This is a genomic window from Pseudomonas sp. Fl5BN2, from assembly GCF_009908205.1.
Classification (GTDB): Bacteria; Pseudomonadota; Gammaproteobacteria; order Pseudomonadales; family Pseudomonadaceae; genus Aquipseudomonas.
Window position 1 is genome coordinate 220,755 of the sequence record NZ_JAAARL010000003.1, and the last position, 18,218, is coordinate 238,972.

15 protein-coding genes are annotated in these 18,218 nt (G+C 63.9%); 1 reads left to right on the plus strand and 14 read right to left on the minus strand.

Going from position 1 to position 18,218, the window contains the following annotated elements:
• Window positions 1-70: 70 nt before the first annotated feature.
• The 5 genes from speB to GV819_RS05530 form a co-directional block, all read right to left on the minus strand.
• Window positions 71-1,027: an agmatinase gene (gene speB / locus GV819_RS05510; protein ID WP_161754260.1), complete on the minus strand. Its 957-nt coding sequence runs from the start codon at window positions 1,025-1,027 to the stop codon at window positions 71-73.
• Between the two features lie 241 nt (window positions 1,028-1,268).
• Window positions 1,269-2,801, minus strand: a complete 1,533-nt coding sequence (locus GV819_RS05515) for an aldehyde dehydrogenase family protein (RefSeq protein WP_161754262.1) — start codon at window positions 2,799-2,801, stop codon at window positions 1,269-1,271.
• A 123-nt stretch (window positions 2,802-2,924) separates the two neighbouring features.
• On the minus strand, window positions 2,925-3,269 hold the full coding sequence (locus GV819_RS05520) for a cupin domain-containing protein (protein WP_161754264.1): 345 nt from the start codon (window positions 3,267-3,269) through the stop codon (window positions 2,925-2,927).
• Complete coding sequence (locus GV819_RS05525) at window positions 3,266-4,597, minus strand: nucleotide disphospho-sugar-binding domain-containing protein (protein ID WP_161754266.1); 1,332 nt, start codon at window positions 4,595-4,597, stop codon at window positions 3,266-3,268. The genes GV819_RS05520 and GV819_RS05525 overlap by 4 nt, the downstream gene beginning before the upstream one ends.
• Before the next feature lie 544 nt (window positions 4,598-5,141).
• Window positions 5,142-6,527, minus strand: coding sequence for a sodium:solute symporter (locus tag GV819_RS05530; RefSeq protein ID WP_161754268.1), 1,386 nt, complete (start codon window positions 6,525-6,527; stop codon window positions 5,142-5,144).
• Between the two features lie 199 nt (window positions 6,528-6,726).
• Between GV819_RS05530 and GV819_RS05535 the strand changes: the two genes are divergently transcribed.
• Window positions 6,727-7,371, plus strand: a complete 645-nt coding sequence (locus tag GV819_RS05535) for an amidase (protein ID WP_161754270.1) — start codon at window positions 6,727-6,729, stop codon at window positions 7,369-7,371.
• A gap of 52 nt (window positions 7,372-7,423) precedes the next feature.
• Here GV819_RS05535 and GV819_RS05540 read toward each other — a convergent pair whose 3' ends face one another.
• The 9 genes from GV819_RS05540 to GV819_RS05580 all read right to left on the minus strand — a co-directional run bounded on the left by GV819_RS05540 (window position 7,424) and on the right by GV819_RS05580 (window position 18,095).
• Window positions 7,424-7,645 carry a formate dehydrogenase subunit delta gene (locus tag GV819_RS05540; protein ID WP_161754272.1) on the minus strand — a complete coding sequence of 74 codons (222 nt, stop codon included), beginning with the start codon at window positions 7,643-7,645 and terminating at the stop codon, window positions 7,424-7,426.
• The gene (gene fdhF / locus GV819_RS05545; RefSeq protein WP_161754274.1) at window positions 7,642-10,524 is read right to left on the minus strand and encodes a formate dehydrogenase subunit alpha; all 2,883 of its coding nucleotides are present in this window, start codon (window positions 10,522-10,524) and stop codon (window positions 7,642-7,644) included. Before fdhF ends, GV819_RS05540 begins: the two co-directional genes overlap by 4 nt.
• Complete coding sequence (locus GV819_RS05550) at window positions 10,521-12,083, minus strand: formate dehydrogenase beta subunit (protein WP_178125943.1); 1,563 nt, start codon at window positions 12,081-12,083, stop codon at window positions 10,521-10,523. Before GV819_RS05550 ends, fdhF begins: the two co-directional genes overlap by 4 nt.
• A complete protein-coding gene (locus tag GV819_RS05555) occupies window positions 12,080-12,556 on the minus strand; it encodes a formate dehydrogenase subunit gamma (protein ID WP_161754276.1) in 477 nt (158 codons plus the stop codon). Before GV819_RS05555 ends, GV819_RS05550 begins: the two co-directional genes overlap by 4 nt.
• A 506-nt stretch (window positions 12,557-13,062) precedes the next feature.
• Complete coding sequence (locus GV819_RS05560) at window positions 13,063-13,878, minus strand: ABC transporter permease (RefSeq protein WP_161754278.1); 816 nt, start codon at window positions 13,876-13,878, stop codon at window positions 13,063-13,065.
• Window positions 13,879-13,885: 7 nt separating this feature from the next.
• Window positions 13,886-14,722 (minus strand): ABC transporter permease, encoded by an 837-nt coding sequence (locus tag GV819_RS05565; protein WP_161754280.1) that lies wholly within the window; start codon window positions 14,720-14,722, stop codon window positions 13,886-13,888.
• Between the two features lie 10 nt (window positions 14,723-14,732).
• On the minus strand, window positions 14,733-15,845 hold the full coding sequence (locus GV819_RS05570) for an ABC transporter substrate-binding protein (RefSeq protein WP_161754282.1): 1,113 nt from the start codon (window positions 15,843-15,845) through the stop codon (window positions 14,733-14,735).
• Between the two features lie 91 nt (window positions 15,846-15,936).
• Complete coding sequence (locus tag GV819_RS05575) at window positions 15,937-17,028, minus strand: ABC transporter ATP-binding protein (protein ID WP_161754284.1); 1,092 nt, start codon at window positions 17,026-17,028, stop codon at window positions 15,937-15,939.
• A 149-nt stretch (window positions 17,029-17,177) separates the two neighbouring features.
• On the minus strand, window positions 17,178-18,095 hold the full coding sequence (locus GV819_RS05580) for a LysR substrate-binding domain-containing protein (protein WP_161754286.1): 918 nt from the start codon (window positions 18,093-18,095) through the stop codon (window positions 17,178-17,180).
• Window positions 18,096-18,218 lie beyond the last annotated feature (123 nt).

The window sequence follows — 18,218 nt, forward strand, 5'->3', positions numbered from 1 at the left end:
AAGAGGCTTTGCAGTGTGCACAGGAACTCGTCGTTGAACTATCGGACGGGTTCAAAAACTCGTGGACGCTTCAGGTTCTCCCGGCCACCGATTCGGCGAGGATGCACAGCAGCTCGAACATCAGGGTTGCCCCCACCAGGGACGTGGCGCCGCCGACGTCGAAGGGCGGCGAGACCTCCACCACATCGGCACCGATCAGGTTCAGGCCGCGCAGGCCACGGATCATCTGTTGCGCCTGGAGAGTGGTCATGCCGCCAATCTCCGGGGTGCCGGTGCCGGGTGCGAAGGCCGGGTCGAGCACATCGACGTCAAAGCTGATGTAGGTCGGGCCATCGCCCACCACGCGTCGAGCTTCGGCCAGGGTGGCTTCGACGCCGATGTCGGCGAACTCCTCCATGTGGATCACGCGGATCCCGCAATCCTTGGCAAAGTCCTCGTCGTCGGCGGAATAGATCGAGCCGCGGATGCCGATCTGCACCGTGCGTTTCGGGTCCAGCAGGCCCTCTTCGATGGCGCGGCGAAAAGGCGTGCCGTGGGTGTAGAGGTTGTCGCCGAAGTAACGGTCGTTGGTATCGGAATGGGCGTCGAAGTGCACCATGCCGATGGGGCGCTGGCGGGCCAGGGCGCGGAAGATCGGCAGGGTCACCAGGTGATCGCCGCCTACCGCCAGGGGCACTGCGCCGGCGTTGTGCAGCTGGCTGAAGAAACCTTCGATCTGTTTCAGCGAGTCCAGCAGATCGATGGGGTTGACCGGTGCATCCCCCAGGTCGCCGACTCGCACCAGGTCATACGGGGCGATGCGGCTGACGTGGTGCACCTTGCGCATCAGGCTCGACTGGTTGCGTACCTCCCGCGGGCCGTGACGGGCACCGGCGCGGTTGGTGGTGCCGCCGTCCCAGGGCACGCCCACCAGGGCGATCTGCACCTGGGCGGGGTCGTCGAACAGCGGCAGGCGCATGAAGCTGGGGATGCCGGCGAAGCGCGGGACCAGGGCGGCATCCACAGGTTGGGGAAAGGGCTTGGGCATGGTGTGGTTCCTTTATGATTTTTATTGGATACAACCGGCCGCATCAGAGTAAGTGGGGTAGCCGCCAGGTGACATAACCGCAGCCGCAAGCTGGTTTACGTTTTGTGGTAAGTGATGTGCCGGGGCGCGCGAGTCTGCAGGGCAGGTCCGCGGGTTTGCAAAAAGAGCAGGACTGCCAAGGTGATGCAGGCACCTTGGCGAAGTGTGTTGTGCCAGGAAGCGGCCGGCCCTGTTGGTTTGGCTACGATTCACCCTGCTTGTCCAGCCCGTGCTGGGCGTCATAGAACACGTGGTCGGGGTAGGGGTACCACCAGCTTTGGATACGAGGTTTGTGATCGATGATGACCATCTTTGAGCGGCGAAACGCGTCGAGCCCCTGGCGGCCCAATTCGCTGCCGAGCCCCGACATTTTCCAACCACTCAACGGTAGGGCGTCGTTATCCACCAACGGGTTGTTGACCCATACCATGCCCGCCTCAAGGCGCTCTGCGGCTTCCATCGACTCGGTCAGGTTGGTGGAGAACAACGAGGCTCCAAGACCGAAAGGTGAATCGTTGGCCAGGCGGATCGCCTCGTCGAAATCCGCGACTCGACAGATCGCCGCTACGGGGCCGAAGCATTCTTCCTGCAGGATCGCCATGTCACCGGTGACTCCGCTGAGGATGGTCGGCTCATAGAACCAGCCCACGGGCCGGTCTTGCGGGATGCGTCCACCGCAAAGTACCTGCGCACCTTTGGCTACGGCGTCTTCCACCAGGCGTATGACTTTGGCTCTAGCGACTTCGCTGATCAGTGGGCCGATCTCCGAGCGCTCCAGGCCATGACCAATACGTAGCTGGCGGGTACGCTCGACGAAGCGTTCGACAAATGCCTCGTAGATATCATCGACCACATAAAAGCGCTCGGCTGAGGTACAGATCTGTCCGCTCAGGTGGAAGGCGGCGGTCACCGCACCCGCTACCGCGACATCCAGTGGGGCATGCCTGGAGATGATCATCGGATCACTGCCTCCAGCCTCGATCACACAGGGCTTCATCAGGTCGGCACAGGTCACCGCCACGGCATGCGCGGCGGCGATACCTCCGGTAAAGGCGACTGCGTGGGTACCGGGTGATTGCACCAGCAGCTGGGCGGTCAACGCATCCCCGGGTAGGCAGCACACCAGCCCTGGCAACAGATCCATGAAGTGGCTGAGAAATTTCAGGGTGCTGAGGGTGGCTGTTTCCGCAGGTTTGACGATGCAGGCGTTGCCTGCTGCCAGGGAGGCCGCAACCGTCCAGCACATCAGCAGAATGGGATAGTTGAAAGGCATGATATGCACGCTGACCCCGTAAGGCTCATAACGCACATGCTGAAATGAGCCGGTCTGCGTGGTGCCTGCAACCTTGCCAGCATCGTCCCGTGCCATCTCCGCGTAATAGCGGAAAACCGATGCGCAGTTGGCCAGCTCACCCATGGCCTCCGGAAAAGGCTTGCCCGTCTCCAGAGTCATTAGCCGCGCCACTTCACGGTTGAGCTCTGTTGCCTTTTCGATCGTGTTGGCCAGTTCATGCAGGCACGCTGCACGGCTTTTGGCATCCACTTTGGCCCAGTGTCGCTGTGCGGTATTGGCGGCGTCGACTGCCGTCTGCACATCAGACTTTTCGCAGAGACTTATACGTCCGACCCGTAACAGTGTCGCTGGGTCGAAGACCTCGCGCAGCCTGCCACTGGCAGGAGTCAGGTAGTTCGGATTGATAAAGTAAAAAGCTTTTTCACAGGTGAAGCTGGTCATCGGTCTGTCCTTGACGCATGGGGGGAACCGCCATTGGCATCGGTAACCCAGGTTGCCAACCCTGGCTGAGCCGGCTGCTTTAGAGGCCGGCTCCCAGTGCGAACGGGGGCTGGAGACGGCTGTTTAGCGAATCATGTAGACCTTCTTGATCGTCTGATGGACGGTGCAGGTACCTTTCCAACCCTGGCGAAAGAAGGCGATGCAGCCAGGGCTGATCTCGATGACCTCGCCGGACTCATGGACATAGGTGCAGCGCCCCTCAAGAAAGTGGCAGAACTCATCGCTGGTCACGTGACACAACCACTTGCCGGGGGTACAGCGCCACAGTCCGCACTCTGATTGGCCTTGCGCACCCTTGTGCAGGATCACTCCGGCAACTCGTGACTGGCCCTCCAGACTTTCCGGTATTTCACCCCAATCCTTCAGGTCGGTGATCTGCAGCGGGTCTTGCAGGAAGGGTGTGTTCATCTGTCTTGCTTCTTGAGGGGCATGCCCTCTTGATGAAGCGGTAGTGCTTCCTGCCTAAGGATTGCATCGAGCACTTTCGCGGCCTCTACGGTGCCTTTGCGTGCTTGCATCTGCGTGCTGGTGCGCTGCAGACGCTGATGCAAAGTTTGGTCGCTCAGGCAGGCGCTCAGAGTGTCGGCCAGTTGCTCCTCGGTCCATTGATAGCGGTCGAGCATGAAACCGTGTCCGGTCTCCTGGGCACGCATAGCGTTGTCGTGGCCATCCCAGACATAAGGCATGACGATGGCCGGCTTACCGAAGAACAGGCACTCGGTGAAACTGTTATTGCCACCGTGGTGGATGACTACGTCCACCTGAGCGATAACCGAGGGTTGTGGCAGCCAGTTGGCGATCAGTACGTTGTCTGGCAACACTGGGTACTCGTGCAGATGCTCACCGACATTGACCAGGGCGCGATAGGGCAACTTGCCCAGGGCGGCGATCAGCCGCTTGAGCAGAAAAGTGTCGCTGGCGCCCAGGCTACCGAAGCTCACATACAGCAGTGGCTGGTGGCGATTCACTGGAAAGTCGGGGATTGTGTAGGGGCGGTCCTTGCGCACGCTGCCTTGCAGGTAGTGGAAGCGTTCGGCTGGCAGTGGATGGCGCCTTTTGAACCGGACTGCATCGGGGTAGAGCAACAGGTTCATGTAAGGAGAGGGTTCGCAAAAAGTGCCCAGCGGATAGGGTTGTTCGCCATGCTCCTGGAGAAACCGGTTGAAGTCCTCATGAATCGGCTGGATCACTTCCTCGAAGCGTGCACGGAAGCGTGCATGGCCTGCAGTGTCATGAACGCTCATTCCGGAAAGATGCGGCGGGATGTCCGGGTCGCCGATTTCATTTTCCGAGCAGGAGATGATGCGTACCCAGGGCGCACCATATTGCTTGATCGCGGGAAACAGGATGACGTTGTCGACGCACACAAGATCGGGTTTGAGTCGCTCCAGAGCCTCGGGCAACTCCTTCTGGGCCCATTTTGCGGTGTCGACGATTGCCGCCCAGCACTCCTTTACATAGTTGTCGATCTGCGCCAGGGGCGGTTTGCGAAAGTTCGCCAGGTGTCCGTTGATGAAATCGACCCAGTAGCGGGCCATTTCTTCAGCGGGCATCGGTGCTGACATATTCAGCATGTGTTCCTCAAAGCCAAAGTCGGCATAGACGCCTTGCATGCCTGGGTCGGTCAGGAATACCGCTTTGTGCCCGAGGGCCTCACAGGCCTGTGCAATCCCGACCGAGTTCAAGGCTGGTCCGTAGGCAGCTTCTGGAAAGAAGGCGATCACTTTTTGTTGCATGGGTGTGTGCTCCCGCCTGGACTTCAATGCGTTCAGCGCATCAGCCAGGCTCGCTAGTCCTTTAGGGGTTCCTATTCAGCACGGCATCGCTCTCCAGAGCGGGCGTCCTAGGGGTGTAGGCGACGATCAGTACGGGTTCAGGGGCGGACGCAGCGGTTCGCCCTGAACGTGGCACTCAACAGGGCAGGGCGAGATGCAGGGGGGCTCGTCATGCGGCGGCAGCGAATACGGCGAGTGGTGTGGCTGTGGGAGAGGGGGATAGCGTGAGGGCAGTAGATTGAGGGCAAGGCCGGCAGAATGAACAGCGCATTGCCGGTGTGATGGCATCGGGAGGGCTTGGCTGCCAAGCGGGGAGGAGGTGTGCAGTGGTGCAGGGAGGTCGGCTTGCTCATGATGTTCACCTAGATCCTTCTGGTGTTATTTAGAGTCACGGGCTTGGAAACTAATGCCGACTCGGAGGCCTGTCAAATCAGCCCCTGGTGTGTCCGGCCGGAACCTGTGCCACAGCGCGTCATGCCGGTGCGCTGTGGCATGAGTCTATTTGTCAGTCGCTGGCCGTACGCAACGCTGGCGCCGCCTGGCTCATCAGGCTGACCCCGACGAACGTCACCAGGCTGACCCCCAGGCCGTAGTAGATCGGGGTGTTGGCCAGGATGCCGTCCCGAGCCATGAAGCCGATCACTGTCAGGCTGCCGGTGACCATGCAGGCGATGGCACCCTTGGCCGAGGCACGACGCCACAGCAGGGCGCCCATGATCGGCACCAGCAGGCCGCCCACCAGCAGGTTGTAGGCGATGCTCAGCCCGGCAATCACGTCGTTCACCAGGCAGGCCATCATCAGCATCGCCAGGCCCAGCCCCAGGGTGATCCAGCGGCTGCTGGCCAGGTGGTTCTCCCGGCCGCGGTTGAGGAAGCGGCTGTAGATGTCTTCCTTGAGCACCGTGGCCGAGGCCAGCAGGCAGGCGCTGGCGGTGGACATGATGGCGGCCAGGGCCGCGGCCACCACCAGCCCGCGCAGGCCGGCGGGAAGCACGTTGCGGGTGATTTCGGCGAAGGCGTTCTCGGCCACCGCAAGGTCAGGCAACAGCAGCTTGGCGGCGGCACCCACCAGGGCGCAGGCGGCGCCGTAGAACATGCAGTAGACGCCTGCGCCAAGGCCGGCGTAGCGCACCACGGTTTCGCTGCGCGCGGTGAACAGCCGCTGCCAGATGTCCTGGCCGATCAGGGCGCCGAAGAAGTACAGCAGGAAGTAGGTGAGGATCGTATCCAGGCCGATGTTGCCCAGTTCGAAGAAGCCCGCCGGCAGGTTGGCCTGCAGCGCTTCAAACCCGCCGGCCTGACCGACGCTCATGGGCAGCAGGATGAAGAAGATGCCCACGGTCATGATCACGAACTGGATAATGTCGGTGAGGGTCAGCGACCACATGCCACCGATCACCGAATAGAAGATCACCAGCCCGCCGCCGCAGAGAATCGCCGGGATCCGCGGGATGTCGAACACCACTTCGGTAATCGAACCGATGGCGATGGTCGCAGTGACGGCCACCATCAGGTCGTAGGCGACCATCACACAGCCGCCGATCAGTCGTGAGGAGGCCTGGTACCGCTGTTCGAGGATCTGGGTCACGGTGAATACCCGCAACTGGGCAATCTGCCGGGAGAACACCAGGCTCAGGATGATGATCCCCAGGCCCAGCATGAACACCAGCCACATCCCGGAAATGCCGTAGCTGTACCCCAGGCGCACCGAGCCTATGGTGGACGCGCCGCCGAGCATCACCGCCGACAGCGTGCCCAGGTACAGCGCCGGCCCCAGGCGCCGTCCGGCGACCATGAAGTCGTCCTGGTTCTTCACTTTGCGCATGCCCCACCAGCCGAGGCCGGCCATCAGCAGGACGTAGATCGCCATTACCAGATAATCGAGTGTCATAACCGTTGCTCCTCATTTGTTCTTGTTGTTGAAGGCAGGTCGGCGCAGCGTAGGTTGCAGGCGTTGCCGGGTACATCCCGGCGGGCACAAGCTGGCTTGTGCTTTGTGGAAAGTGCCCGGGCGGCAGTGAAGGCTGCGGGCACTCGGCCGATAGCCTGTGCAGGCCCGGTGGCCGCCTCAGTCAAAGGAAACTTCAGTGATGAAACTCACAACCCCCTCCCTGCTGGCTGCGTTGGCGCTGCTCAGCGCCTGCAGTGTCAAACCGGTACAGCCCTATTCGGAACCGCCCCTGAACGTGCCGACTGCGCAGTTGCGGGTGATCACCAACGGCGAAGTGCGCGGGGATGCCTATGCCGGTTGCCTGGGGGACAGCAAGCGCCTGGCCAAGGCCGGGCGCTTCGGCAGTGACCAGCAGGCCAATATCAACTACCCGCAGTTCCCAGTGCAGCCCCGAGAGATCGACATGCAGCCCCGGTTCGCGCCGAAACTGCCGGCCTACGTAGGCGCAATCCGCATGGGCGAGGGCGCCTACAACGAGATCGCTACCGAATACCGGGTACCGGCCGGGCGGCCTTTCCTGCTGGAAGGCGGGGGGGTGGCGGCGGGTGGCTATGGCAGCACCTATCGCACCTGTCCCGAGGTGAGGAAGGTGGTGGTGTTCGAGCCGGGCAAGAGCTATGAGGCCTATGTCGGCCTGAACTACATCCCCCAGGCGAACGGCGAAACCGCAGCGATGTGTGCCTTTGCGGTGTACCAGTTGTTGCCCCTGGGCAAGCCGGGGGCGGTCATGCCGCTGGCGGTCCAGACCAAACCGCCAGTGGACAGCAAGTGCCCGGGTAGCTGAGCCTCTGGAGGGTTGCCCCGGCCTGCGGTAACAGGCCGGGGGGATTGCTGGCTTAGGCCTCCCAGCCCGCGTCACGCACCGCTTGCTGCACCAGTGGATGCAGTTCGGCGCCTTGCTGCTGCGTCTGCCAGGCCAGTAGCTCCTTGCGCATGCCCGGGGTCCAGTACATCTGCATGTGGTTGCGCACGCTGAGCACGGCTTGATCCTGATTCGGCTCATTGGCGAAGTACGAGGCAATCTGGTTGGCCATCTTGATCAGGTTGGCGGTACTCATCGTGGCACCTCCGCCTTGCCACCCCGGGAGCGACCACGTTTATCCAACAGGCGATGCTGTTCGTCGCTGAACTCCTGGTAGCGCTTCTGCCATTCGGAAGGGTGATAGACGCGGCTGACTTCCACTGCCGTGACCTTGTACTCCGGACAGTTGGTGGCCCAGTCGGAGTTGTCGGTGGTGATCACGTTGGCCCCCGATTCGGGGAAGTGGAAGGTGGTGTAGACCACCCCCGGCGCCACTCGCTCGGTCACCCGGGCGCGCAACACAGTCTGCCCGGCGCGGCTGCCGATGCCCACCCAGTCGCCTTCGTTGATGCCCCGGCTCTCGGCATCGGTCGGGTGGATCTCCAGGCGGTCCTCGGCATGCCAGGCGACGTTGTCGGTGCGGCGGGTCTGGGCGCCGACGTTGTACTGGCTGAGGATGCGGCCAGTGGTCAGCAACAGCGGGTAGCGGCCATTGACCTTCTCGTCGGTGGGCACATAGCCGGTGAGCATGAAGCGCCCCTTGCCGCGCACGAACTCATCGATGTGCATGGTCGGCGTGCCGTCCGGCGCGGCCTCGTTGCACGGCCATTGCAGGCTGCCGTGCCGATCCAGGCTGGCGTAGCTGACACCGGTGAAGGTCGGGGTCAGGCGGGCGATCTCATCCATGATTTCCGCCGGGTGGCTGTAGTGCATCGGATAGCCCAGGGCCGCCGCCAGGGCCAGGGTGCCTTCCCAGTCGGCCTTGCCGCCCAGGGGCTCCATGACCTTGCGCACTCGGGAGATACGCCGCTCGGCGTTGGTAAAGGTGCCGTCCTTCTCCAGGAACGAGGAGCCCGGCAGGAACACGTGGGCGAACTTGGCGGTTTCGTTGAGGAAGATGTCCTGCACCACCACGCATTCCATGGCTGACAGCGCCGCAGTCACGTGCTGGGTGTTGGGGTCGCTCTGGGCGATGTCTTCGCCCTGGCAGTACAGGCCCTTGAAGCTGCCGCCCAGGGCCGCTTCGAACATGTTGGGAATGCGCAGCCCGGGATCGGCTTGCAGGGTGACGTTCCAGGCCTGCTCGAACTCCTGGCGCACGGCCTGGTTGGAGATGTGCCGGTAGCCTGGCAGTTCGTGGGGAAAGGAACCCATGTCGCAGGAACCCTGGACGTTGTTCTGGCCCCGCAGCGGGTTCACTCCAACCCCTTCGCGGCCGATGTTGCCGGTGGCCATGGCCAGGTTGGCGATGCCCATCACCGCGGTGCTGCCCTGGCTGTGTTCGGTGACTCCCAGGCCGTAGTAGATCGCCGCGTTGCCGCCAGTGGCGTACAGGCGGGCGGCGGCGCGGATATCGGCGGCGGGTACGCCGCAGATGGCGCCGAGCACTTCCGGCGAGTTGTCGGCGCGGCTGACGAAGGCGCTCCACTGGGCGAAGGCCTCCGATTCGCAGCGCGCGTCGACGAACGCCTGATTGACCAGCCCTTCAGTGACGATCACATGGGCCAGGGCGTTGAGCATGGCCACGTTGGTGCCCGGCCGCAGGGCCAGGTGCAGCTCGGCGCGGGCGTGCACCGAATCCACCAGGTCGATGCGCCGTGGGTCGATGACGATCAGCCGCGCCCCTTCACGCAGACGGCGCTTGAGCTGGGAACCGAACACCGGGTGCGCATCGCTGGGGTTGGCACCCATCACCAGGATCACGTCGGCCTGCATCACCGAGTCGAAGCTCTGGGTCCCGGCCGATTCCCCCAGGGTCTGCTTGAGGCCGTAGCCGGTGGGCGAGTGGCAGACCCGGGCGCAGGTGTCGACGTTGTTGTTGCCGAAGGCCGCCCGCACCAGTTTTTGCACCAGGTAGGTTTCTTCATTGGTGCAGCGGCTGGAGGTGATGCCACCAATGGAGTCGCGGCCGTATTTGAACTGGATCCGCCGCAGTTCGCTGGCGGCGTAGGTCACCGCTTCGTCCCAGCTGACCTCTTGCCAGGGGTCGCTGATGTGCTTGCGAATCATCGGTTTGGTGATGCGGTCCGGGTGAGTGGCGTAGCCCCAGGCAAAGCGGCCCTTGACGCAGGAATGGCCGTGGTTGGCCTGGCCGTTCTTGTCCGGGACCATGCGCACCAGCTGGTCGCCCTTCATCTCGGCGCGGAACGAACAGCCGACGCCGCAGTAGGCGCAAGTGGTGATCACCGCCCGTTCCGGCTGGCCCAGTTCGACCACGCTTTTTTCCATCAGGGTGGCGGTGGGGCAGGCTTGCACGCAGGCGCCGCAGGACACGCATTCGGAGTCGAGGAAGTTATCGCCGCCGGCGGCCGCGACCCGGGATTCGAAGCCACGCCCGCTGATGGTCAGGGCGAAGGTGCCCTGGACTTCTTCGCAGGCGCGCACGCAGCGGTTGCAGACGATGCACTTGCTCGGGTCATAGTCGAAGTAGGGGTTGGAGGTGTCTTTCTGGTCCTGCAGGTGGTTGGCGCCGTCGTAGCCGTAGCGCACCTCCCGCAAGCCGACTTGGCCGGCCACAGTCTGCAGCTCGCAGTTGCCGTTGGCCGAGCAGGTCAGGCAGTCCAGTGGGTGGTCGGAGATGTACAGCTCCATGACGTTGCGGCGCAGGGTCGCCAGCTTTGGTGTCTGGGTGTGCACCACCATGCCTTCGCTGACCGGAGTGGTACAGGAGGCCGGGTAGCCGCGCATGCCGGCGATCTCTACCAGGCACATGCGGCAGGAACCGAAGGCTTCCAGGCTGTCGGTGGCACAGAGCTTGGGAATGGTGGTGCCCATCAGTGCGGCGGCGCGCATCACCGAGGTGCCCTGGGGCACGCTGATGCTGCGGCCGTCGATGTTCAGGCTGATCTGCACCTGGCTGTCGCGGGCCGGGGTGCCAAGGTCGATGTCTGTGGCAGGGTCGAAAATACTGATCATTGGTCAGCCTCCGAGGGCTGCAGACCGAAGTCGGCGGGAAAGTGCTTCAGGGCGCTGGCCACCGGGTAGGAAGTCATCCCGCCCAGGGCGCATAGCGAGCCGTATTGCAGGGTGTCGCACAGGTCCTTGAGGATGATTGCCTGATATTGGCGATCCGCGGATTGCGGGGCGGCCAGCAGGCGGTCGATGACCTCCACGCCCCGGGTCGAGCCGATGCGGCACGGGGTGCATTTGCCGCAGGATTCCTCGGCGCAGAATTGCAGGGCAAAGCGCGCCATGTGGGCCATGTCCAGGCGGTCATCGGCGACCACCACGCCGCCGTGGCCAAGCATTGCACCGATGGCGGCGAAGGCTTCGTAATCCAGCGGTGTATCGAACTGCGCAGGCGGCACCCAGGCGCCCAGAGGGCCACCCACTTGCGCGGCCTTCAGCGGCCGGCCGCTGGCGGTACCGCCGCCGTAACCTTCCACCAGCTCGCGCAGGGTCAGGCCGAAGGCCCGTTCCACCAGGCCGCCGTGAAGCACGTTGCCGGCCAGTTGGAAGGGCATGGTGCCCAGGGAGCGCCCCATGCCGTAGTCGCGATAGAACGGCGCGCCCTTTTCCAGGATCAGCGGCACCGAGGCCAGGGTCAGCACGTTGTGCACCAGGGTCGGCTGGCCGAACAGGCCCTGCAGCGCCGGGATCGGCGGCTTGGCGCGGACGATGCCGCGCTTGCCTTCCAGGGAGTCCAGCAGGGCGGTTTCCTCGCCGCAGATATAGGCCCCGGCGCCGACCCGTACCTCCATGTCGAAGGCCTGGCCGCTACCGCCGGCATTGGCCCCGAGGTAGCCGGCATCCCGGGCGATTTCCAGGGCCTCGCGCAGGGTCGCCACCGCCTGTGGATATTCCGAGCGCACGTAGATGTAGCCGTAGCTGGCGCCTACCGCGATGCCGGCAATGGCCATGCCTTCGATCAGCAGGAACGGGTCGCCTTCCATCAGCATGCGGTCGGCGAAGGTGCCGGAGTCGCCTTCGTCGGCGTTGCACACCACGTATTTCGGTTGCTGCGGTGTGTCGCGCACGGTGCGCCATTTGATCCCGGCAGGGAACGCCGCGCCGCCACGGCCACGCAGGCCGGAGTCGAGTACTGCGGCCACGGTCTGGTCACCGCCCAGGGCGATGGAGCGGCTCAGGCCCTCGAAGCCGCCGTGGGCCCGATAGTCCGCCAGGGACAGCGGCCGGGTAATGCCGGCGCGGGCGAACAGCAGACGTTGCTGGCTTTTCAGATAGGGCAGGTCTTCCACCCGGCCCAGGGCCAGGGGATGGCTGGCGGGATCAGCCTGCAGGGCATCCAGCAGCGCGGGTACGTCGGCGGCGCTCAGCGGGCCGAAGCCCAGGCGCCCGTCCGGAGTGTCGACTTCCAGTAACGGTTCCAGCCAGTACAGACCGCGGGAACTGGTGCGTTGCAATTGCACCGGGAGCTGGCGCTGTTCGGCCTGGGCGGCGATGGCGCTGGCCACTGCGTCGGCACCTACGGCACGGGCCAGGGAATCACAGGGCAGGTAGAGGCTGGGCATCATGCGTCCTCCCGGCAGGTGTCGAGCAGCGCATCCAGGCGTTCGGCGCTGACGCGGGCATGCAGTTGGCCATCCAGTTCCAGGGCCGGCGAGCAGGCACAAGCGCCCAGGCAATACACCGGTCGCAGGCTGATGCTGCCGTCGGCGCTGCTGCCGTGGTCGTCCAGTTGCAGGCGCTCGCGCAAGTGCGCCGCCAGTTGCTCGGAGCCGTGGCTCTGGCAGGACTCGGCGCGACACAGGCGCAGGATGTGCCGCGCCGGCGGCGCGGTCCGAAAGTCGTGGTAGAAGCTGATGACCCCGCGCACTTCCGCCTGGCTCTGATTGAGCGCGTGGGCGATTTCGGGGACGGCCAGGTCGGGGATGTAGCCCAGCCCTTCCTGGATCTCATGGAGAATCGGCAACAGCGCACCCGGGGAGCCCTTGTGGCGCTCCAGCAGGGTGTGGATCAAAGGCAGGTGCAATGTTTCATCAGGCATACAGCATTCCTCACGGTCACGGACGAACCTGGTGGTTGTCGGTTGTCCGAAAGTGTCGGCTGCGGCACTGGTTGCCACGTCACGGTAGCGCGGCGTTTCAGACCGTTGGCCATGCACCCTGAATGGGCATCTTGTCGTACCCGATGCGGTCATTGCCGCACCTGTTCAGGGCATAAAGGGCAGCTTGACACGCTGCCTCTGATTGATCCGCACGAAAGCGACTTGTTCAGTTCCGAATACGACCACCTATTGAGTCTAGAAGAGCCTGTGCAACCGGGTGGGTGAGCTGCGCACTATCGGATAAAACGCGGGGGGCGGGGGATGACTTCGGTCAGCTCAGTGGCGAATAGCCAGGGGCAGTTGGGGAGGATTGCTATGGCGACGGCGCTTGCTCGCGTTCAGGGGCTCAAGACCGTAAACCCGAGTCCGCGATTCACTTGCAGGAACCGGAACTCAGCCCTGGTGGCGGCTGCGTCCCGGCGACAGTGAGCTTCCTCACCGCCGCATCAAGGGCGGGCCCGGCGCTGGGCGGCGTATTGCAGGGCCAGGCGGCCCATGAGCACCAGCAGGGTCAGGCCGATCAACAGCACGGAAATCGCCGCCACACTCGGGTCGACGTTGTCCCGCAGCCCGCTCCAGATGCGTCGGGGCAGGGTGTTGACGTCGACGCTGGTGATGAACAGGGTCACCGCCACTTCCTCCCAGGACAGAGCAAAGCTCAGCAGCGCGGTGGAAAAAATCCCCAGCTTGAGGTTCGGCAGCATCACCAGGAAGGTGGTCTGCATCAGGCTCGCCCCCAGGTTGCGCGAGGCCAGTTCGATGCGCCGGTCCACCTGGCTCAGGGCCACCAGCATGGTCACCACGCCATAGGGCACCACCATTATCACGTGGGCGATCACCACCCCGGGCAAGGTGTCGTAGCCCCAGCCCGGGGCGATGCGTCCGAGGTTGGTTTCCATGAAGTACAGCACCAGCGCCGAGATCACCGGCGGGATCGCCATGGGCAGCAACACCAGGCCAATCAGCAGCGTTGCCAGGCGCGAGCGCAGGTACCAGATGCCAAGGCTGAAACTCACCGCCAGCAAGGTCGCGATAACGCTGGTTGCACTGGCAATGGCCAGGCTCTGGCCGATGCTCGACAGCCAGTCGGGGTTGCTCAGCAGCGCCTCGTAGTGACGCAACGACCAGTTGCCATCGGGCATCGACAGGTAGCGTTTGGCGGTGAAGGAAACCGGGATCACCGTCAGCAGCGGGAACAGCATGAAAACCATGGCGAGCACGGCGATCAGCCGGGTACTCAGGGCAGTGCGATGTGTATTCATAGTGATCTCAACCCACCAGTCGATTGACACGGGTGATGCGCAGCAGCAGCCAGATCAGCGCGCTGACCAGGGTCAGCAGCACCAGGCTCAGGGCCGCGCCCAAGCCCCAGTTGCTGGTCTGGAACATCTGCAGGAACACGTACTCGGCAATCATCACCGTCTGCCCGCCACCCAGCAGCACCGGGGTGATGAAGAAGCCCAGGCAGAACACGAAGACCATGATGAAGGCCCCCAGCAGCCCGGGCAGGGTCTGCGGCAGCAGCACCTGCCAGAAGGTCCGCAGGGCGCCGGCGCCCAGGCCGCGGGAGGCCAGCAGTACCCGCTGGTCCAGCTGGCGCATGCTCGACAGCAGCGGGAACAGGGCATAGGGAATCATGAAGTGCAGCATGCCGATCACCACCCCCAGCTCGTTGCGGGTCAGCTGCAACGGATGCTCGATCCAGCCCAGGGACAGCAGGCTGTCGTTGACCACGCCATTGCTGCGCAGGGCGATCAGCCAGCCGAAGGCCCGCACCAGCACCGAGATCCAGAACGGGATGAACACGCAGATCTCCACCATGCGCTGCCAGAACGGCGGGCTGAACACCCAGCAGTAGGCCAGCAGGTAGCCGATCACCAGGGCCAGCAGGCTTACGGTCAGGCACAGGCGCAGGGTGCGCAGGAGCATGTCGTGGATTGCCGGGTCCGTGGCAATGCGCTGGTACTGCTCGATCCCGGGCTCGGGCAGGGTGAAACTCCAGCTCACCACGCCGAAGAACGGCAACAGGTAGAACACCACCAGCAGCAACGGCAGTGGAAACAGCAGCAGGCTGCGTTCCAGGCGTGCGGTTCGGGTTGCACTCATGGTCGACGGCTCACTTGGAGAGGTGGGTCAGGTACTGCTCCAGGGTGCTGGAGTAGTGGTCGGCGTACCACTGGGTGTTGAGGAAGATCTGCTTTTTCATGTTGGCTTCAGAGGCGCAGTTGATCTCCCGTTGTTCGGCGCTCATCAGTTGTTGAGTGGCGGTGTTGGAGGGGCCGTTGCCCAGGGCTTTGAACAGCGTCAACTGGCCGGCCGGCTGCAAGGCGTGCTGGATGAACTGCATGGCTGGCGCGGTGCCCGCCGGGTTGTCCTTGAGCACGCCCCAACTGCTGGCGTTGAGGAAGGCATTGTCGAAGCCCCATTTGATGCGTCCCTCGCTGTCCTCGTGCAGCAGGGTGGCGCGGGTGTGCCAGATGGCGCCCATGGAGGCTTCGCCTTCGATCATCAGCTGCTGACTTTCGGCGCCCGAGCCCCAGAACGACAGGACATGGGGCTTGAGTTCGTCGATCTTGCGCAAGGCCCGGGGCACGTCCAGCGGATACAGCTGGTCGGCGCTCACGCCGTCGGCCAGCAGCGCGGCTTCGAGCATGCCGTTCATCCATTTGTACAGGGTGCGCTTGCCGGGGAATTTCTCCACGTTCCAGAAATCTGCCCAGTTCTTCGGGCCGTTGTCGCCGAATTTCTGACTGTCCCAGGCGATCACATAGCTGAACAGATAACCGGCGATGCCGTGTTCATGGGACAGCTCCGGGGCCACCAGATCGCGTTGCACCACGTTGTAGTCCAGCGGCTGCAGGACCTTGTCGCGGCCCAGGGTCATGGCGCTGTAGCTGTCCACATCCACCACGTCCCAGCTTGGTCGGCCGCTGGCCAACTGCGAGCGGATTGCCCCTTCGGTGGGGCCGGCGCCGTCGATGCGCACCGGGATGCCGGTGCTCTTGGTGAAGCTGTCGGTCCAGGCGCTGCGGAAGGCGTTGAGCGCGTCGCCGCCCCAGTTGACCACCACCAGGGGCTTGTCCGCCGACCAGCTGATGCCACTGCGCAGCGCCAGGGGTACGGCTGCCAGCAGGCCCATGGCCTGGAGGAAGGTGCGGCGACTGACCTGTCCGCCACGGGCTTTTTCGATGAGGATTTCAATGCAGTCGCGTTGATGGTGCTGGCTCATGGGGCAAGTCCTCGCGAGGCCGACGTGCTAGGCGCCGGCCGATATTGTTATTGGCTTTCTACGAAAACGCTCGACAGCGGGTGTGGCCGGCTCAGGCTTCCAGGAGGAAGCTGTGGCGCACCGGCCAGCTCAGCCACACCGGGGTGCCACTGGGCAAGCGGGCGCCGGGGTGATCGCCAGGCACCGCAAGGTTGACCGGCGCCAGTTCCGGGCTGATGTTCAGCGCCAGATGGGTGCTGGAACCCTGGTAGACCCGATCGCCGAGGCAGGCCGGCAGCACGTTGTGATCCCCCGCCAGGGGGCGCTCGGTGTGCAGGGTCATGTGTTCCGGGCGCACCGCCAGCAACTGCGGCTGGTTGCTGATTTCCCCGGCCGTCGTGGCCTGCAGCGGGCTGTCGCCAAAGCGCCCGCTGGCCTGGCTGCCATGGCGCGAAATGGCCTGCAGCGGGAACAGGTTCATCTTGCCGAGGAACTCGGCGACGAAGCGGTTTTTTGGCCGGTCGTAGATGTTTTCCGGGGTGTCGATCTGTGCCAGCCGCCCCTGGTTGAAGATGGCGATGCGAGTCGACAGGGCCAGGGCTTCACCCTGGTCGTGGGTGACGAAGACGAAGCTGGTACCGACCTGGCGATGGATGCGCTGCAACTCGGTCTGCAACTGCTCGCGCAGGTTCTTGTCCAGGGCCGACAGTGGCTCGTCGAGCAGCAGCATGTCCGGCTCGAACACCAGGGCGCGGGCGATGGCGACTCGTTGTTGCTGGCCGCCGGACAGCTCTGAGGGTTTCTTGTGCAGGTGCGCGCCCAGGCCCACCACGTCGAGGATGTGCTTGACCCGGCGCTGGCGCTCCTCGGCCTTCACGCCACGGATGCGCAGCGGGTAGGCAACGTTGTCGGCCACGCTCATGTGCGGGAACAGCGCGTAGCCCTGGAACACCATGCCGTAGTTGCGCTTTTCTGCCGGCCGCCGGCTGATGTCCACGCCATGCTCCAGCAGTTTGCCGGCGCTGGGGGTGAGGAAGCCCGCGAGGATCATCAACAGGGTGGTCTTGCCTGAGCCGGAGGGGCCCAGCAGGGTGAGGAATTCGCCTTGGCGAACGTCCAGGTCAATGCCATCCAGGGCGGTGAAGTTGCCGTAGAACTGGCTGATTCCTTGGGCACTGAGTTGAGTCGAGGGGCTGCTGGACACTACAGAAATCTCCCGCAAAGCCGGCCTGCGCTATGGAATTTTTATTGTCGGAACAGCAGGCGGTCGGCTCATTATTGTGAAAAGCAACGCCACATCAATGGAATAATTTTTGCCTCATTGGTGAGTGAAATTTCCCAGTCGCGAGCTCTTCAGGGATCGATCAACGGGCTGTCAGTGATGCCCTGGGCACTGACCTGCAGCTGGTTTTTCAACCAGGCGCTGAAGGCCTGGACTACCGGCCGTTCGGCTTTGGCCGGATCGATTACCAGGAAGTAGCCACGCAAGGCGCTGATGGCGATGTCGAAGGGTCGCACCAGCAGGCCCCTGGCCAGAGCGTCGCCGCTGAGCAGATTGTCGCCAATGGCCACGCCCTGGGCGGCGATGCAGGCCGACTGCGCGCAGTGGGCATCGGAGAAGGTGATGCCGCCATCGGCATTGACCTGGCTGGCGCCGGCCGCCGCCAGCCAGACTCGCCAGTCGCTGGTGTCGCTCATGTGGATCAACGGGAAGTCCTTGAGGTCTAGCGGGGTCTTCAGGCCGCCGATGGCGTTGATCAGGCGCGGACTGCACACCGGCGAGAAGCGCAGGGTGACGATCTGTTCCACCAGCAGCCCCGGCCAGTCGCCAATGCCGTAGGCGATGAACAGGTCGGCTTCGGCGTCGCTGGTGTCGTCCTGGGAGCGCGGGCTGACCACTTGCAGTTGCACCTGGGGATATTGGCGCAGGAAGCCGTTGATGTGATTGCACAGCCAGAAACTGGCGAACCCCGGGTTGCAACTGATGCGCAATTTGCCAGACACCGCGAGGCCGTCGAAGCGCCTCCCGGCGTCCTGGATATCCGCCAGGATCCGCCGGACTTCGCGGGCATAACACTCACCCTGATAGGTCAGGCCGATACCGCGCCCGACCCGCTCGGTGAGGGCGAAGCCGAGGCTCTGTTCAAGGCTGATGATCTGGTGGCTGATGGCGCTGCGGGTCAGGCTCAGTTGCTGCGCGGCAGCAGTCACGCTGCCCAGCCGGGCCACCGCGTCGAGGGCACGCAGGGCGGTGATCGAGGGATAACGCATAGCACCTCCGGGTCGGGGAAACCGCTTTTCGAGTGTGTCCGGCTGCGCGTTGTTGTCGGGCCCTGGCAGGGCGTCGATCCAGCGGCTGCCGCGCCGCAGTATGGGCCGCCGTGCCGGCAGACT

Excerpts from the sequence above, each read along its gene's own strand:
- speB (WP_161754260.1), bottom strand. The coding sequence starts at position 1,027 with ATGCCCAAGCCCTTTCCCCAACCTGTGGATGCCGCCCTGGTCCCGCGC.
- GV819_RS05515 (WP_161754262.1), bottom strand. The coding sequence starts at position 2,801 with ATGACCAGCTTCACCTGTGAAAAAGCTTTTTACTTTATCAATCCGAAC.
- GV819_RS05520 (WP_161754264.1), bottom strand. The coding sequence starts at position 3,269 with ATGAACACACCCTTCCTGCAAGACCCGCTGCAGATCACCGACCTGAAG.
- GV819_RS05525 (WP_161754266.1), bottom strand. The coding sequence starts at position 4,597 with ATGCAACAAAAAGTGATCGCCTTCTTTCCAGAAGCTGCCTACGGACCA.
- GV819_RS05530 (WP_161754268.1), bottom strand. The coding sequence starts at position 6,527 with ATGACACTCGATTATCTGGTAATGGCGATCTACGTCCTGCTGATGGCC.
- GV819_RS05535 (WP_161754270.1), top strand. The coding sequence starts at position 6,727 with ATGAAACTCACAACCCCCTCCCTGCTGGCTGCGTTGGCGCTGCTCAGC.
- GV819_RS05540 (WP_161754272.1), bottom strand. The coding sequence starts at position 7,645 with ATGAGTACCGCCAACCTGATCAAGATGGCCAACCAGATTGCCTCGTAC.
- fdhF (WP_161754274.1), bottom strand. The coding sequence starts at position 10,524 with ATGATCAGTATTTTCGACCCTGCCACAGACATCGACCTTGGCACCCCG.
- GV819_RS05550 (WP_178125943.1), bottom strand. The coding sequence starts at position 12,083 with ATGATGCCCAGCCTCTACCTGCCCTGTGATTCCCTGGCCCGTGCCGTA.
- GV819_RS05555 (WP_161754276.1), bottom strand. The coding sequence starts at position 12,556 with ATGCCTGATGAAACATTGCACCTGCCTTTGATCCACACCCTGCTGGAG.
- GV819_RS05560 (WP_161754278.1), bottom strand. The coding sequence starts at position 13,878 with ATGAATACACATCGCACTGCCCTGAGTACCCGGCTGATCGCCGTGCTC.
- GV819_RS05565 (WP_161754280.1), bottom strand. The coding sequence starts at position 14,722 with ATGAGTGCAACCCGAACCGCACGCCTGGAACGCAGCCTGCTGCTGTTT.
- GV819_RS05570 (WP_161754282.1), bottom strand. The coding sequence starts at position 15,845 with ATGAGCCAGCACCATCAACGCGACTGCATTGAAATCCTCATCGAAAAA.
- GV819_RS05580 (WP_161754286.1), bottom strand. The coding sequence starts at position 18,095 with ATGCGTTATCCCTCGATCACCGCCCTGCGTGCCCTCGACGCGGTGGCC.